This is a genomic window from Clostridium nigeriense, from assembly GCF_050585245.1.
Classification (GTDB): domain Bacteria; phylum Bacillota; class Clostridia; order Clostridiales; family Clostridiaceae; genus Clostridium; species Clostridium nigeriense_A.
In genome coordinates this window covers 25,243-39,866 of sequence record NZ_JBNOOF010000011.1, presented here as the reverse complement: position 1 = coordinate 39,866, position 14,624 = coordinate 25,243, and the positions used below count along the sequence as shown (strand labels likewise).

Sequence of the window (14,624 nt, the reverse complement as noted above, 5' to 3'; positions counted from 1 at the left end):
GGGAGAATAGACATGGATATTAAAATATTAATAGCAACTCATAAAGAATATGAGATGCCTAAGAGCAATATTTATTTAGCAATTCAAGTAGGATCTCAAGGGAAAAATAGTCTAGGATATACTAGAGATAATACAAATGATAATATTTCGCAAAAAAATCCCAATTATTGTGAATTAACTGGTTTATATTGGGGATATAAGAACTTAGAAAGTGATTATTTAGGATTAGTACATTACAGAAGATATTTTAAGTCATTAAAATCAAGTAGTAAGAATAAGTTTGAGAATATTATTTCAAAAGATGAAATAGTAGATATATTAAAAGAATATGACATAATTTTACCTAAAAAACAAAAATACTACATAGAATCATTATATTCTCATTATAGTCATACTCATACTGAAAATGATTTAAAAGCTACTAGAGATGTAATTGAAAAAATATATCCTGAATATATTAAATCCTTTGATAAAGTAATGAAAAGAAAATCAGCACATATGTTTAATATGTTTATTATGAAAAAGAAATTAGCTGATGAATATTGCGATTGGTTATTTAGCATATTATTCGAATTAGAAAAAAATATAGACATAGAAAATTATGATAAATTTCACGCAAGATTATTTGGAAGAATTAGTGAATTGTTATTAGATGTATGGCTTGATTATAATGAATTGCCATACTATGAAGTACCTGTATTATTTCTAGGGAAAATACAATGGGTACGAAAAATCACGGCGTTCTTACAAGCAAAGTTTTTAGGAAAAAAATACGAAAGTAGTTTTTAGTGAGGGGTAATAAATGAAAAAGTATGATTACTTAATTGTAGGATCAGGATTATTCGGTTCTATATTTGCATATGAAGCAAATAAAATAGGCAAAAAATGTTTAGTGATAGAAAAAAGAGACCATATAGGTGGAAACATCTATACTGAAAAAATTGAAGATATTAATGTTCATAAGTATGGTGCACATATATTTCATACATCTAATAAAGAAACTTGGGAGTATATAAATAAATTCGCAGAATTTAATAGATATACTAATAGCCCAATTGCAATATATAAAGATGAAGTATATAATTTACCATTTAACATGAATACATTTAATAAGCTATGGGGAGTTAAGACTCCTATGGAAGCTAAAGAAATAATAGATTCTCAAATTGAAGAAAGTAAGACAAACTCTCCTAAAAATTTGGAGGAACAGGCAATATCCCTAGTAGGAAAAGATATATATGAAAAATTAATTAAGGGATACACTCAAAAACAATGGGGAAAAGCATGTACTGAATTACCAGCATTTATAATAAAAAGATTACCAGTAAGATTTACTTATGATAATAATTATTTTAATGATTTATATCAAGGAATTCCTATAGGTGGATATACACAAATTATAGAAAATATGTTAGAAAATATTGATGTAAAAGTTAATTATGATTTTTTTGAACATAAAGATGAGCTGATGGAAAATTGTGAAAAAATACTTTTTACTGGGATGATTGATGAGTATTATAATTATTGTTATGGTAGTTTAGAATATAGAAGTTTAAAATTTGAAGATGAGATATTAGATTTAAAAAATTATCAAGGAAATGCTGTGGTAAATTATACTGATTATGAAGTTCCATATACAAGGATTATAGAACATAAGCATTTTGAATTTGATACTCAAAGTAGCAAGACAATAATAACAAGGGAATATCCTAAAGGTTGGAATATAGGAGATGAGCCATATTATCCGATTAATGATGAGAAAAATAACTTATTATACAATAAATACAAAAAATTATCAGAAGAGGATAATAAAGTTATATTCGGTGGAAGGCTAGGGCAATATAAATATTTTGACATGAATATAGTAATTGAAGAAGCTTTAAAATGTGTCAATAAGGAGTTAAAGTCTAATGAATAAAAAAATATGTTTATTAGCATCTTCAGGAGGACATATTGAAGAATTATTACAAGTAAAAGTTTTAAGAGAAAAATATGATTATTTTTATGCTGTACCTAAAACAAAATGGACTACTAATTTAAATGGAAAAAAGTATTTTATAAGTGATATGAATAGAAGAAATTCATATACTAAGATAGTTTCTTTAATATTTATGTTTATCCAACAAATAGTTATTTTCATTAAAGAAAGACCAGATGTTATAGTAACAACTGGTGCAGCAGTAGCTATACCACTTTGTATATATGCAAAAATATTTAAGAAAAAAATAATATATATTGAAAGCATAGCTAGAGTTAATACAGTTAGTAAAACAGGAAAGTTAATATATAAATTTGCAGATTTATTTATAGTGCAATGGAAGGAACAGTTAAAATGTTATCCTAAGGCAACATATGGAGGTTGGATATATTGATTTTTGTAATAGTAGGAGGAGTCGTAGAATTCGATTTTAGTAGAATTTTAAAGATTCTAGATGAAATAGTAGGAGAAAATATAATTAATTCAAATGAGATAGTTGCACAAATTGGACATTCTAAATATGTACCTACAAATTATAAAAATTTTAGATTTGTTGATGGGGATGAATTTCAAAAATACATAGATGATTCAGATTTAATTATTACGCATGGTGGAGTAGGTACTTTAATATCAGCTATGAAAAAACATAAAAAAATAATTTCATTTCCTAGGTTAGCAAAATATAATGAACATCTTGATGACCATCAGTTAGAATTCACAACTATTTTAAAAAACGATGGGTATATAAAAATGGCAACTGACAAAATGGAATTAATTAAAGTGATAAATGAAATTAAAAATTTTGAACCTAAAGAATTTGTAAGTGATAATTCATATATGTCAAGAATTATTGTTGATTTTATTGAAAAAATTTAGAATGGAAGAATAGTATGATAAAGTTAAGTATAATAGTACCTATTTATAATGTTGAAAATTATTTGAGAAGATGTTTAGATTCATTAGTTAATCAGACGCTAAAAGAAATAGAGATTCTTTTGATTAATGATGGATCTACAGATTCATCTCAAGATATAGTAGATGAATATGTAGCTAGATATCCAAAAATCATTAAATCATTTATTAAGGAAAATGGTGGACAAGGATCGGCAAGAAATCTAGGGATTAGTATGGCAAGAGGTGAATACTTAGGTTTTGTTGATTCAGATGATTTTATAGAGCTTTCTATGTATAAAAATATGTATGATTTAGCAAAAAAAGAAGATGCAGATGTAATAACTTGTGATTATTCATACATATCAATAGCAAAAGGTAAAAAAAATATTCATTTATTTAAGGCTAGTTCACCAAAAGAACTGTTTTTTAACCCATGGGCAGCACCTTGGAATAAAATTTATAGAACATCATTAATAAAAGATAATCAAATAAGATTTCCAGAAAAACTAGTTTATGAAGATACTGCCTTTTATTTAAACATGATTCCATATGTTAAGAAGATAAATCATCTAGATGATTGCTTTGTGAATCAAGTTCAACGTGAATCTTCATCAATGAATGGACAAAATGAGAAAAAAGTTATGCAAATTATAAATGTAATGAACTATTCTCTAGAGTTTTATAAGCAACATAATTTTTATCAAAAATATAAAGAAGAACTAGAGTACTTTTATGTTAAAATTTTATTTTCTAGCTCTATATTAAGAATTTGTCAAATTCGAAATAGAAAACAGAGAAATAGGTGCTTGAATGCAATGATTGAGGAAGTAAATAGAAAGTTCCCTGAATATAAAAAGAACAAATATATTCATTCTGGTATTCGTGGATTATATTTGCGAAGCATAAATAAAGTATCGTTACCAATTTATGCAAATATATTTTATTTTATTCGATACTTTGGAAGGAGTAACTTATAATGAAGACAAGTGTAGTATTAGCAACTTATAATGGTGAAAAATTTATAGTAGAACAATTAGATTCTTTGTTAAAACAAACAAAAAAAATTGATGAAGTGTTGATTTTTGATGATTGTTCTACGGATTCTACTGTTGAAATTATTCAAAATTATATAAAGGATAAACAGTTAGAAAAAAATTGGAGATGTGTTGTTAATGAAAAAAATCAAGGGTATGCTAATAACTTTTTCTTTGGAATGAGTAAAGCTAAAAATAGTCTTATATTTTTCTGCGATCAAGATGATATATGGGAATTAGATAGAGTTGAATACATGAGTAAAATAATGGAAGGAAATTCAAAGATTAAATTACTATGTTCAGAATTTAAGCCTTTTTATACTGGTGAAGGGGTTAAAGAATTACCTCAAGATGTATTAAAAAAAATGACTTATACCAATACTTTAGAATTTCTTCCATTAAATCACAAAAATGTTTTTATTGGTGCTGAAGGTTGTACAATGGCGGTAAGAAAGTCATTTTTTGAAGAAATTAAACCATATTGGTTTAATTCATGGGCACATGATGAATTTGTATGGAAAATGGCAGTTGCAAACCAAGGATGCTATATGCTACATAGGAGCACATTAAAAAGAAGAGTTCATGGTAATAATGTGTCTATTAATAAATTACATGAAATAAACAAAAGAATTGTATTTCTAAAAAATTTAATGAATGGTCATATTAAAATGTTACAATATATGAAAGATATGAACTGTACATTAGATGATCAAAAATTAATTGAGAAAAATATACGTGCTGTTGAGCTTCGTTTACAGTTGTTAGAAAAAAATAAATATTTAAATATAATTCCATTATCACTTTTTTATAGTAAGTTTTACCATAGTAGAAAATCTATTTTGATGGAAACTTATATTGCCTGGAGGAATAAATAATGAAAATTACTTTAATATACAATTGGAGTGTAAGAGATGATGAATTATTACCTGTATATTTAAAAAATAAAGGATATGAAATAGATATTATTCAAAATACAGATGACGGTCCAAGAAGGTATAAAAAAGGTTATAAAATTATAAATTTTTTACAATGTTACCGTATGGCAAAGAAAGCCTTAGATAACTCCAAGGATGGAGATGTTATTATTTCAATGTGTAGTACACCAGGAATATTTGCATCAATTTTTCAAAAAAAGAAGCAGTCAGTAAAAATACTAGCTGTTAATTTATTATGTGATTTTTCTAAAGATAATTTTCAATCAAGATTAAGAAATTTATTTTATACAAAAGCATTTAAAAATAAAAATTTGTATTCAACATGTAATACTAAAAGAGATTTTGATACATATTATTCTAAATTTGACATTCAAGGGAAAAATCGAATTTTCAAATTACCAGATGGAATTAAAGTTTTAAAGGACATAAAGAGACAAAAGAAAAATACAGATAAGATAACAATATTTTCAGCAGGTGCTAGTGCAAGAGATTGGAAAACACTATCTGATTTAGCAAAAAAAATGGAATCAGTTCAATTTAATATTGTAGCTAGGGCATCAGATTGGTCTAGTGAATATAATTCACCTAATATTAATGTGTTTTTTAATATACCACATGAACAGTATGTAGAAAAATTAAAAAATTCAGATTATGTTTTGATTCCATTAAACAGTGATGTAACTGCAGGGGTGTTGGTTTTATTTGATGCGGTGAATTATGGAAAGATACCATTAATAACAAAAACTCCAACAACAGTTGAATATATATCGAAGGATTTTGAAGGTATCTTATTAACTGAAATGAAAAATCCTAGAGATATACAGAATAAACTTCTAAATATTATGAAAATGGATGATGAAGAAGAAAATAAAATTTTTCAAGCTTTATATTCATATTTATATGATAATTTTTCAGAAGAATCATATTCAAACAACATTATTAAAATTATTGAGAGTGAGGAGTTTGTTTCATGAAATCACTTATTTCTATAATTATTCCTGTATATAATTGTGAAAAATATCTTCATAGATGTTTAGATAGTATTCTTAAACAAAATTATAGAAATATTGAGGTGCTTTTGGTTGATGATGGATCAACTGATTCTAGCTTAAATATTTGTAAAGAGTATGAAAATAAGGATAATCGTTTCAAGGCTTTTCATAAAAAAAATGGCGGACCAAGTTCCGCAAGAAATTATGGATTAGATAGATGCAACGGAGACTATATTGTATTTGTTGATTCTGATGATTATTTAAGTAATAATTATTTGCAGAAATTATATGATGCTATGATAGAAAATAATGCGGAAGTTGTTTTTTGTGGATATGACACAGAATATAGTAATAAAGAAGTCAAAAGTGGCTATGTATTTTCAGCAGGTGAATATGACTATAAAAATAATTGCTATGATGGTATGTATATGCCGTTTGTTGTATGGTCAATGATGATAAATGCAAGTTGCATTAATAACAAAAGAAAAAAGCTTAGGTTTGAAGAAGATATTACATATTTAGAAGATTATTTATTTAACATGAACCTTTTACTTATAAGTAAAAAAAACATAGGTATTAACGATGTTTTATATCATCGAGTTGAGCATTGTGGAAGCTTAACAGATATAAAATACTCTAAACAATCTTTTGAAAAATATTTTTCATTGGTATATGCTTTCGAAAAGATGTGTACTGTAACTGAAAAATACAATGATTTACATTTAAATACTATAAAAGCATTAATATCATCGTTAGCAGATGTTCAAGTATTAATGAAAAAATTAAATATATATGATCAAAATAAGCTAAACAAGATAAATGAACTTAGAAAACATTATGTTCCAATATATTTAAAAAAAAGTAATTCAATTAAGAAAAAATTAATTGTTTTATTAAGTGCTAAATTTCCTAATATATATTGTCGAGTAAAAGGATAGATATTAAAGGAGAGGAAATTATATTATGATAGGTAGGATAAAATATTTAATTAATATTTTAAAGTTCAAAAAAGAATGGAAAAAAAGAAATACACATAATGATACCTTACCTGTAAATTTATTTGACTTAAATAGTGTACAAGTAGGAAATTATACATATGGATTATTAAATGTAATTGAACAAAATCAAGGACAAGCAATATTAAAAATAGGGAATTTTTGTTCAATAGCAGAAGATGTAAAATTTTTACTGTGTTGTGAGCATGATATATGTAAATTCACAACTTTTCCTTACCGAAGTAAGCTATTAGGAAGTGTACCTAAAGAGGCTAGAAGCAAAGGCAATATTGTCATAAAAGATGATGTATGGATAGGATATGGAGCTACAATTATGTCAGGAGTTACTATAGGGCAAGGTGCAGTGATTGCTGCTGGTTCTATAGTTACAAAAGATGTTGAACCATATTCTATTGTTGGAGGAGTTCCAGCTAAACATATTAAGTATCGTTTTGATAGAGAAATAATTAATGAATTATTAAAAATTGATTTTGGAAAACTTGATATTAGTTTTTTACAAAAAAATGATAAAGCCTTGTTTAAAGATATAACTTCAAGTAATATTGAGGAAATTGTAAAAAAATTAAGATAGTATATTAAATAAAAACTTGTAAAAGGGAGTAAAGAAATGAAAATATGTATTATTACAATTTATAATTCCATGAACTATGGAGCTTATATGCAGGCATATGCCACGTATTCCTTGTTAACTGCTGAAGGACATGATGTTTATATGTATGAAACTGAAAAGAGAGATTTACCTTTTTACATTCATGCTCTTCATTTAAGAGATTTAAAAAACTTTTTATTTAATTTTAAATTATTGAAGAAGTATGTTAAAGATTGGAAAGAATTTAAAATAGTGAGAGATTTAAATGATACATATGATTTGGTTATAATTGGAAGTGATGAATTGTGGAATGTAGACAATTATAATTTTTCTCATGAAGGGTATTATATTGGTAAGGGAATAAATTCAAAGGAAATTATTACATATGCAGTAAGTGCAAATACTTGTACCTTAGAACGTTTTTGTGAGGTTTATGGTAAAGGGAAAAATATTTTGGAAAATCTAGATGGTATTGGTGTAAGGGATAAAAATACCTTAGAAATTGCTTCTAAATGTTCCAATATAGTTCCAACAGAAGTATTAGATCCTACATTCTTACCAAATTCATATAAGGAATCATCTACATATGTGGATGACTATATACTAATATATGGATATTATTTTACAGAAGAGGAAAAAGAAAAGATAACTATTATAAAAAATATAATGAAAAAGAAAATAGTATCTGTTGGATTTAAACACGATTGGTGTGATTTAAATATACCTTGTTCACCTTTAGAATTTGTTAGTTATGTGAAAAATGCATCCTTTGTGATTACTTCTACTTTCCATGGTACTGTATTTTCTATTATGAATAATAAACAATTTGCAACATTTGCAAGAAAAAATTCAAAAATTCATGATGTTTTGAAAAAATTTAATTTAGAAAAAAGAAATATTACAAGTAATAATTGCAATTTAATAGTAAATAATTTTATAGAGTATGATAAAGTAAATAGCATTATAAAGGCGAGAAAGAAAGAATCTCTACAATTTTTAACTAAATTTATTAAATAGTATTTAATAGGAAGGTGATTAAGATTTTAAAGATAAAAATACCTAAAATTTTCTATGAAAATAAATTATATATTAATTTTCGTTATCTTTCTTATTTATTTCTATTTTCATTTTTTGTGCTTCAAACTTTTTTTATGATTAGAATAGGCTCATTGCCTTCTCTAAACTTACAAAGAATTTTGTTAGTAATTTTAATGTTTTGGATATGTACTGATAAAAATAAACTAGGAATCTTTATTCGGGAAGTAAAAAGCTCTAAATATAATTTCGTATTATTACTTTATTTAATAGTTTGTATATATACAGCTGTATTTAGACGTGATATAAATACTGTTTTTAGCGTGTTAATTGACTGTTATATGACATTCTATTTATTTTATTATTTTTTTAGAAAGATTTTTACTATTGAAGACATTTTAAGATTTATACAATTTTGTTTAACATTAGTTTGTATAATGGGAATAATAGAGTTTATTACTGGCTTTAACTTCTTTACTACCTTTAAAATAGGGATAGGAAATATAAATGATACAATTGAGTCATCCTATAGAGATGGTATTTTAAGAGTTAGAGGACCATATGGTCATTCTTTAGCATATGGATTAGTAATAAATTTATTTTTCCCATTGACATGTCTAGATTTAAAGAAAAATGAAATCAATATACTTAATAATATTTTTCTGTTAATTATTGTGAGTTTAAATATATTTTTTACTGGAGCTAGATCATCTTTAGGATTGTTTTTATTAGAAGTATTAGTGATTTCATTATTATCACCAAAAAAAGCAAATAAGAAAAATTTACTTTTTATTTTATTTACAATAGTAGCTTTTGGTGCTATTTTTATCTTTTTTAGTGATTCAGAAATAGTACTTTTTCTAAAAAAACAGTTTTATTATGTATATGATACAATATTTGGGACTAATATGGCATATGAATTTGGAGGAAATAGTTCAATAAAGGCTAGTTCAATTGCAAGAGATAGGTTGTGGAAAATATTCTCAGCATCTTCGATTAATCCATGGATGGGACAAGGGGTATCTTCTAATATATCTATTCGTATAGATAATTGGAATGTTACTTCAATAGATAATTATTATGTAAAACTATTTATTACCTTGGGGATTCCTGGTTTAGCTGCATTAGCTTTGTTCTTTATTCAATCAATTTTTAATTCTATTAAACAATATTTTCTTAAAAAAGAACCTTTGTTTTTATTGATACTTATATCAGAAGCTTGTTATTTAATAAATTTATCTGTAGTTGACGAGTTATCTACTTTAAAGTATTTCTTCTTTTTAGTTGCTCTTCAAGAATGTGCTAATAGATATATATTAAAGCAAAAATAAGATATCATTATGTTTTCAGTTAAAAATTAAAGTTTATTTAGGTATATAACTTCTTATTTTTTATAGAGTTAGAATAGAAGGGGAAATACAATGAAATCGAGATTAAATTATATTGATTGCTTACGAGGATTTGCTATTTTTTTAGTGGTACTTGGACATATGATGAGAGGAATATATAATGGAGGAATACAACCATATTATTTTAAATATATTGATGCAATAATTTATTCTTTTCATATGCCATTAATGTTTTTTATTTCAGGATATGTGAATAATTTTTCGAAAAAAACACTATCATTGAGAATAAGCATAATTAATTCAATAATACAATTATACATTCCATACATAGTTTTTTCTTATGCATTATGGTTTATAAAATACTTTATATTTTCTGGAAATACAGCAGAAGAACTAAAGACTGCACTTAAAATTCCGTATATTGGATATGATTTATATTGGTTTTTAATGGCATTAATGTCTATAAAGATTGTAAAGATTTTATGGGCAAAGGGTAAAGAAAAAATTAAGGGTATAAATTCTGATATTATAGAAACAATTTTTTGGTTTATATTTTCTTTTATTATTTTTTATTTGTTAAATAAAGATTTTCATGTCAATAGTTTTTTTATTTGGCTTTCATGGGGATTATTTTATCACTTAGGAGAACTATTTAGAAAATATAACTTATTTGAAGTAATAAAAGATAAAAATTGGTTTATTATATCTTTAATATGTATTTCTGTAGGTTTAGTTAGTTCTCATAGAATTATTTTTGATCTTAGAGTTATTTGGCTATCATATTCAAAATTTTTTATTGGAATTGGATCTTCGATTTTATTATTTTTGATATTTAAAATATGTAATGTAAATAATAGATTTCTAATTTATTTAGGAAAGTATAGTATGGTTATTTATTTATTACATTATCCTATAAATGGTATGATTAGGACATGCTTAATTAAATTAGGAATTGTAAGCTTTCCTATATTAAGTTTAATAGGAACTTTTTTAGGATTATTAATACCTTTATTATTATTTAAAACAATAAAATCAATCCATATTTTATCATGGATAGAATATTTCTTTTATCCTTTAAATTACAAAAGAAAATTTAAGTAGAATTTAATGGTAATTAATAAAAATAAAATTATAGATTTAAATGGAAGGGGGATATAGCCAAAAGCATTAATTTATGTCTAATGGTTACGATAATGTCAAAAGAAAAACAATTATTAAAAAATACGGCAATTATAACAATAGGTAAGATATGTACACAATTTATTTCATTTATTCTTTTACCTTTGTACACTGTTTTATTGACTCAAGAAGACTTTGGTGTAGTAGATTTGTTAAATACACTTGTATCATTGTTTATTCCTATTATTACATTGCAAATTGAGCAAGCTGTTTTTCGTTATTTAATAGATGTACGAAAAAGTTATGAAAAAAAAAGACAAATAATCACAACAACTTTGGTCATAGTTACCATTCAAAGTGTGTTATATATTTTATTATTTGGAATTTTTTCACCATTATACCATAATGAATTTAAATGGTTTTTATTATTTAATGTTATAATTTGTATATATTCTTCTATATTTTTACAAATTACTAGAGGGTTAGGTGAAAATACTCATTATGCAATTGGAAGCTTTATTACAGCCTCCGTAACTCTTTTCCTTAATGTTGTATTTATTGTTTTTTTCCGTTGGGGTGCATATGGAATGTTATTAGCCTCTTTATTGGGAAATGCAGTATGCTGTTTATACGAAATAATATTTGTAAGGATTAGTTCATATATAAAAATCAAATCATTTGATATGGAAAAAGGAAAGGAGTTATTAAGGTTTTCTATACCAATGATACCAAATGTAGTTTCATGGTGGATTTTTGGATCATCTGATAGATTGATAATAAGCTTCTTTCTTGGCCTAGGAGCAAATGGAATATACTCTGCTGCTAATAAGTTTTCAGGGTTGTTTACAACAATATATAATATTTTTAATATGACATGGACTGAATCTGCTTCGCTATATATTGATTCCAAGGATAGAAAAGAGTTTTATTCAAGGGTTATTAATATAGCTTATGCTTTATTTTTCAGTATATTTTTATTGTTAATTGCATCAATGCCTTTCATATTTCCTATTTTTATAAAAGGAGATTTTGGAGATTCATATTACCAAATTCCTATTTTATTATTAGCATCTATATTTAATGTTGTTGTAGGCTTAGTAAGTGTATTTTATGTAGCATTGAAAAAGACAAAAGAATTAGCTAAAACCTCTACAATCGCAGCTATTATAAATGTAATTTTAACGGCTGGACTTATAAAATGTTTGGGATTATATGCAGCTTCTATAGGTACTGCAGTAGCTTATTTTTTACTAATGATATATAGAATAAGAGATGTGAAAAAGTATGTTGAAATAAATTATAATATAAAAAATATTGTAATATCAATAATAAGTACTTGTGGAATTTTTATAACTTATTATTTAGATAACTATATAATAAATATAGTTTCTTTAATTATGTGTATATGTATTGTTTTATGGATGAATAAAGATTCTATATATTATATAAAAAAATTTATAGAAAAGAAGTTTCATATTAATACAATGTAGGAGGTTGAAATGGAAAATAATAAATACTTGCTATATGGAGATAAAACAGAGTGTAATGGATGTACTGCTTGTATACAAAGATGCCCTAAAAAATGTATTGAGATGAAAGAAGATAAAGAAGGTTTCTTGTATCCTGAAATAGATAAAAACATTTGTATAAACTGTAGAGTTTGTTATTCATCTTGCTCAAACATGGCAAAAAATAATGAGTATGAAAATAAGGTTTATGCCTGTGTAAATAAGAATGAAGGCATTGTTAATGTTAGCAGTTCAGGGGGAATGTTCACTCTGTTTGCACAGTATATTTTAAAAAAAGACGGTATAGTATATGGTGCAAGGCTTAATGAAAAGTTAGAAGTTGAACATACACGTGTAGAATCAATAGATAGATTACATGAAGTTCAAAAATCTAAGTATTCACAAAGTAATATAGATGGTATATTTAAGCAGATAGAAGTAGACTTAAAGAATGGAAAAGATGTTCTATTTACAGGTACTCCTTGCCAATGCAAAGGCTTAACGGATTTTCTTAAAAAAGATTATCCATCATTATTAGTAATAGATATTATTTGTCATGCTGTACCTTCACCAAAGGTTTTAAAAAAATATGTACAGTCATTAGAAGGTAAGTTTAAGAAAAAGATAATTGATATTAAATTTAGGGATAAAAGCAAGGGATGGCATTATTCTATTCCAACTTTTTATTTTGATGATGGAAGTACTTTTGCAGGGGTAAGTTATGCAAATGGATTTCATGGTGAATTAATTAATAGAGAAAGTTGTTATAAATGTAAATTTTCTGGTGAAAAAAGATTCACTGATATAACAATTGGTGATTTTTGGGGAATTGAAAATTTAAATTTGGATATAGGACAAGAAAATGGTGTTTCATTAATGTCTATTAATAGTGAGAAGGGAAACAACATATTTGGAATTTTAAAACAAGAGATAAACTACGTTGAAGTAGATAGAAAAATTGCATTCAATATGAATCGTAAAGCGCAAATACAACCACATATAAATAGAAAGAAGTTTTTTAAGTTAATAGATGACATAGATTCAGAATTGCTATTGGAAAAATGTATTAAGGTAAATATATTTCAGAAAATTAGAAGAAAAATAAGAAACGTGATGAAATAGTAATAATAAAAAAATTATCTAAATATAGATTTAAATATCTTTTGTTAGTTAAAATATTAAAAAAATATTTTCCTAGAAAAGAACTATAATATTTAGGAGGAATCAGTGATGAATTCAACAAAAAAATTTTAGTAATAGCCAACAATTTTGAATTTAAAATGATATTATCCTAAGTATTATCTACAATGGTACGTGGAAGATTTATAGATAAAAAATTTTTACATGGAAAAACAGATAGATGGAAGCATGAATTATCTAAAAAATATTTAAAGGAGAATTATAAGGAATTTATTTCATCATTTGAAGCTTCAAAAGTAGAACAAAATGTAAATGGAGATTCACCAATTTGGTGTTTTTGGGTACAAGGTATAATTCAGCACCACCAGTAGTTTTAACTTGTATTGAGAGTATTTAAAAGCATAATCCGAATAGAAAAGTAATACTTTTAGATATGAATAATTATCATGAATATGTTAACTTACCTAGTTATATAGTTGATAAACAAAAAATGGAAATATTTCTTTAACACATTTTAGTGATGTTTTAAGATTTACATTAGTATATGAATACGGTGGAATTTGGTTTGATGCTACGATTTATCAAAATGGAGCTTTATATGCTTGTATAAAGGATTATGAATTTTTTACATTAAGAGATTATGATGATAAGCCTTATTGGACTAGTTTTTTTGTTGTTGGTACTAAAGAAAATGTTGTTTCAAAATTTATGATGGAAATTTATCATATATATTGAAAAAAAGGAAGATACACTTATTGAATATTTACAAATAGATGATATATTGCAAATAGGATATGAGGAGAATCCAATAATTAAGAGTTGTATTGATAAAATTCCTATATTACTTCAAGATGAAGAAATTTATAAATTATACTATATATGGTTTATGAAAAAGTGGGATAAAGATGTCTTTAAAAAAATATGTAATGAAGCACCTATTCATAAATTATCATGGAAACTTTCTGCGGGAAAAAATGATTATTTAACTTTCTATGAAAAGATTTGTAGTAAATACATTAATTGATTTAAAAATAA

14 protein-coding genes and 2 pseudogenes are annotated in these 14,624 nt (G+C 25.1%); all 16 read left to right on the top strand.

Annotated features, from left to right (window positions below):
* The first annotated feature begins 12 nt into the window (after positions 1-12).
* The gene (locus ACQPUY_RS15090; protein WP_430842418.1) at positions 13-789 is read left to right on the top strand and encodes a DUF4422 domain-containing protein; all 777 of its coding nucleotides are present in this window, start codon (positions 13-15) and stop codon (positions 787-789) included.
* Between the two features lie 13 nt (positions 790-802).
* A complete protein-coding gene (glf, locus tag ACQPUY_RS15085; protein WP_430842416.1) occupies positions 803-1,918 on the top strand; it encodes a UDP-galactopyranose mutase in 1,116 nt (371 codons plus the stop codon).
* Positions 1,911-2,372, top strand: a complete 462-nt coding sequence (gene pssD / locus ACQPUY_RS15080) for a PssD/Cps14F family polysaccharide biosynthesis glycosyltransferase (RefSeq protein ID WP_430842414.1) — start codon at positions 1,911-1,913, stop codon at positions 2,370-2,372. Before glf ends, pssD begins: the two co-directional genes overlap by 8 nt.
* Complete coding sequence (gene pssE / locus ACQPUY_RS15075; RefSeq protein ID WP_430842412.1) at positions 2,369-2,854, top strand: PssE/Cps14G family polysaccharide biosynthesis glycosyltransferase; 486 nt, start codon at positions 2,369-2,371, stop codon at positions 2,852-2,854. Before pssD ends, pssE begins: the two co-directional genes overlap by 4 nt.
* A 14-nt stretch (positions 2,855-2,868) precedes the next feature.
* A complete protein-coding gene (locus ACQPUY_RS15070) occupies positions 2,869-3,849 on the top strand; it encodes a glycosyltransferase family 2 protein (RefSeq protein ID WP_430842410.1) in 981 nt (326 codons plus the stop codon).
* Entirely contained in the window at positions 3,849-4,781 is a 933-nt protein-coding gene (locus ACQPUY_RS15065; protein WP_430842409.1) for a glycosyltransferase, read from the top strand. The genes ACQPUY_RS15070 and ACQPUY_RS15065 overlap by 1 nt, the downstream gene beginning before the upstream one ends.
* Entirely contained in the window at positions 4,781-5,815 is a 1,035-nt protein-coding gene (locus ACQPUY_RS15060; protein ID WP_430842407.1) for a glycosyltransferase, read from the top strand. The genes ACQPUY_RS15065 and ACQPUY_RS15060 overlap by 1 nt, the downstream gene beginning before the upstream one ends.
* Complete coding sequence (locus tag ACQPUY_RS15055; RefSeq protein ID WP_430842405.1) at positions 5,812-6,771, top strand: glycosyltransferase family 2 protein; 960 nt, start codon at positions 5,812-5,814, stop codon at positions 6,769-6,771. The genes ACQPUY_RS15060 and ACQPUY_RS15055 overlap by 4 nt, the downstream gene beginning before the upstream one ends.
* 337 nt (positions 6,772-7,108) lie before the next feature.
* Positions 7,109-7,283 (top strand): annotated as a pseudogene (locus ACQPUY_RS15050) (DapH/DapD/GlmU-related protein); the annotation flags it as partial.
* Between the two features lie 173 nt (positions 7,284-7,456).
* Positions 7,457-8,455, top strand: a complete 999-nt coding sequence (locus ACQPUY_RS15045; protein WP_430842403.1) for a polysaccharide pyruvyl transferase family protein — start codon at positions 7,457-7,459, stop codon at positions 8,453-8,455.
* Between the two features lie 359 nt (positions 8,456-8,814).
* Entirely contained in the window at positions 8,815-9,804 is a 990-nt protein-coding gene (locus ACQPUY_RS15040; RefSeq protein ID WP_430842401.1) for an O-antigen ligase family protein, read from the top strand.
* A 90-nt stretch (positions 9,805-9,894) separates the two neighbouring features.
* Entirely contained in the window at positions 9,895-10,923 is a 1,029-nt protein-coding gene (locus ACQPUY_RS15035) for an acyltransferase family protein (RefSeq protein WP_430842399.1), read from the top strand.
* 80 nt (positions 10,924-11,003) lie between these two features.
* Complete coding sequence (locus ACQPUY_RS15030; protein ID WP_430842397.1) at positions 11,004-12,431, top strand: lipopolysaccharide biosynthesis protein; 1,428 nt, start codon at positions 11,004-11,006, stop codon at positions 12,429-12,431.
* A 9-nt stretch (positions 12,432-12,440) separates the two neighbouring features.
* Positions 12,441-13,571 (top strand): Coenzyme F420 hydrogenase/dehydrogenase, beta subunit C-terminal domain, encoded by a 1,131-nt coding sequence (locus ACQPUY_RS15025; protein ID WP_430842395.1) that lies wholly within the window; start codon positions 12,441-12,443, stop codon positions 13,569-13,571.
* A gap of 185 nt (positions 13,572-13,756) precedes the next feature.
* Positions 13,757-13,960, top strand: a complete 204-nt coding sequence (locus ACQPUY_RS15020) for a capsular polysaccharide synthesis protein (RefSeq protein ID WP_430842393.1) — start codon at positions 13,757-13,759, stop codon at positions 13,958-13,960.
* Positions 13,961-13,998: 38 nt separating this feature from the next.
* Positions 13,999-14,613 (top strand): annotated as a pseudogene (locus ACQPUY_RS15015) (capsular polysaccharide synthesis protein); the annotation flags it as partial.
* Positions 14,614-14,624 lie beyond the last annotated feature (11 nt).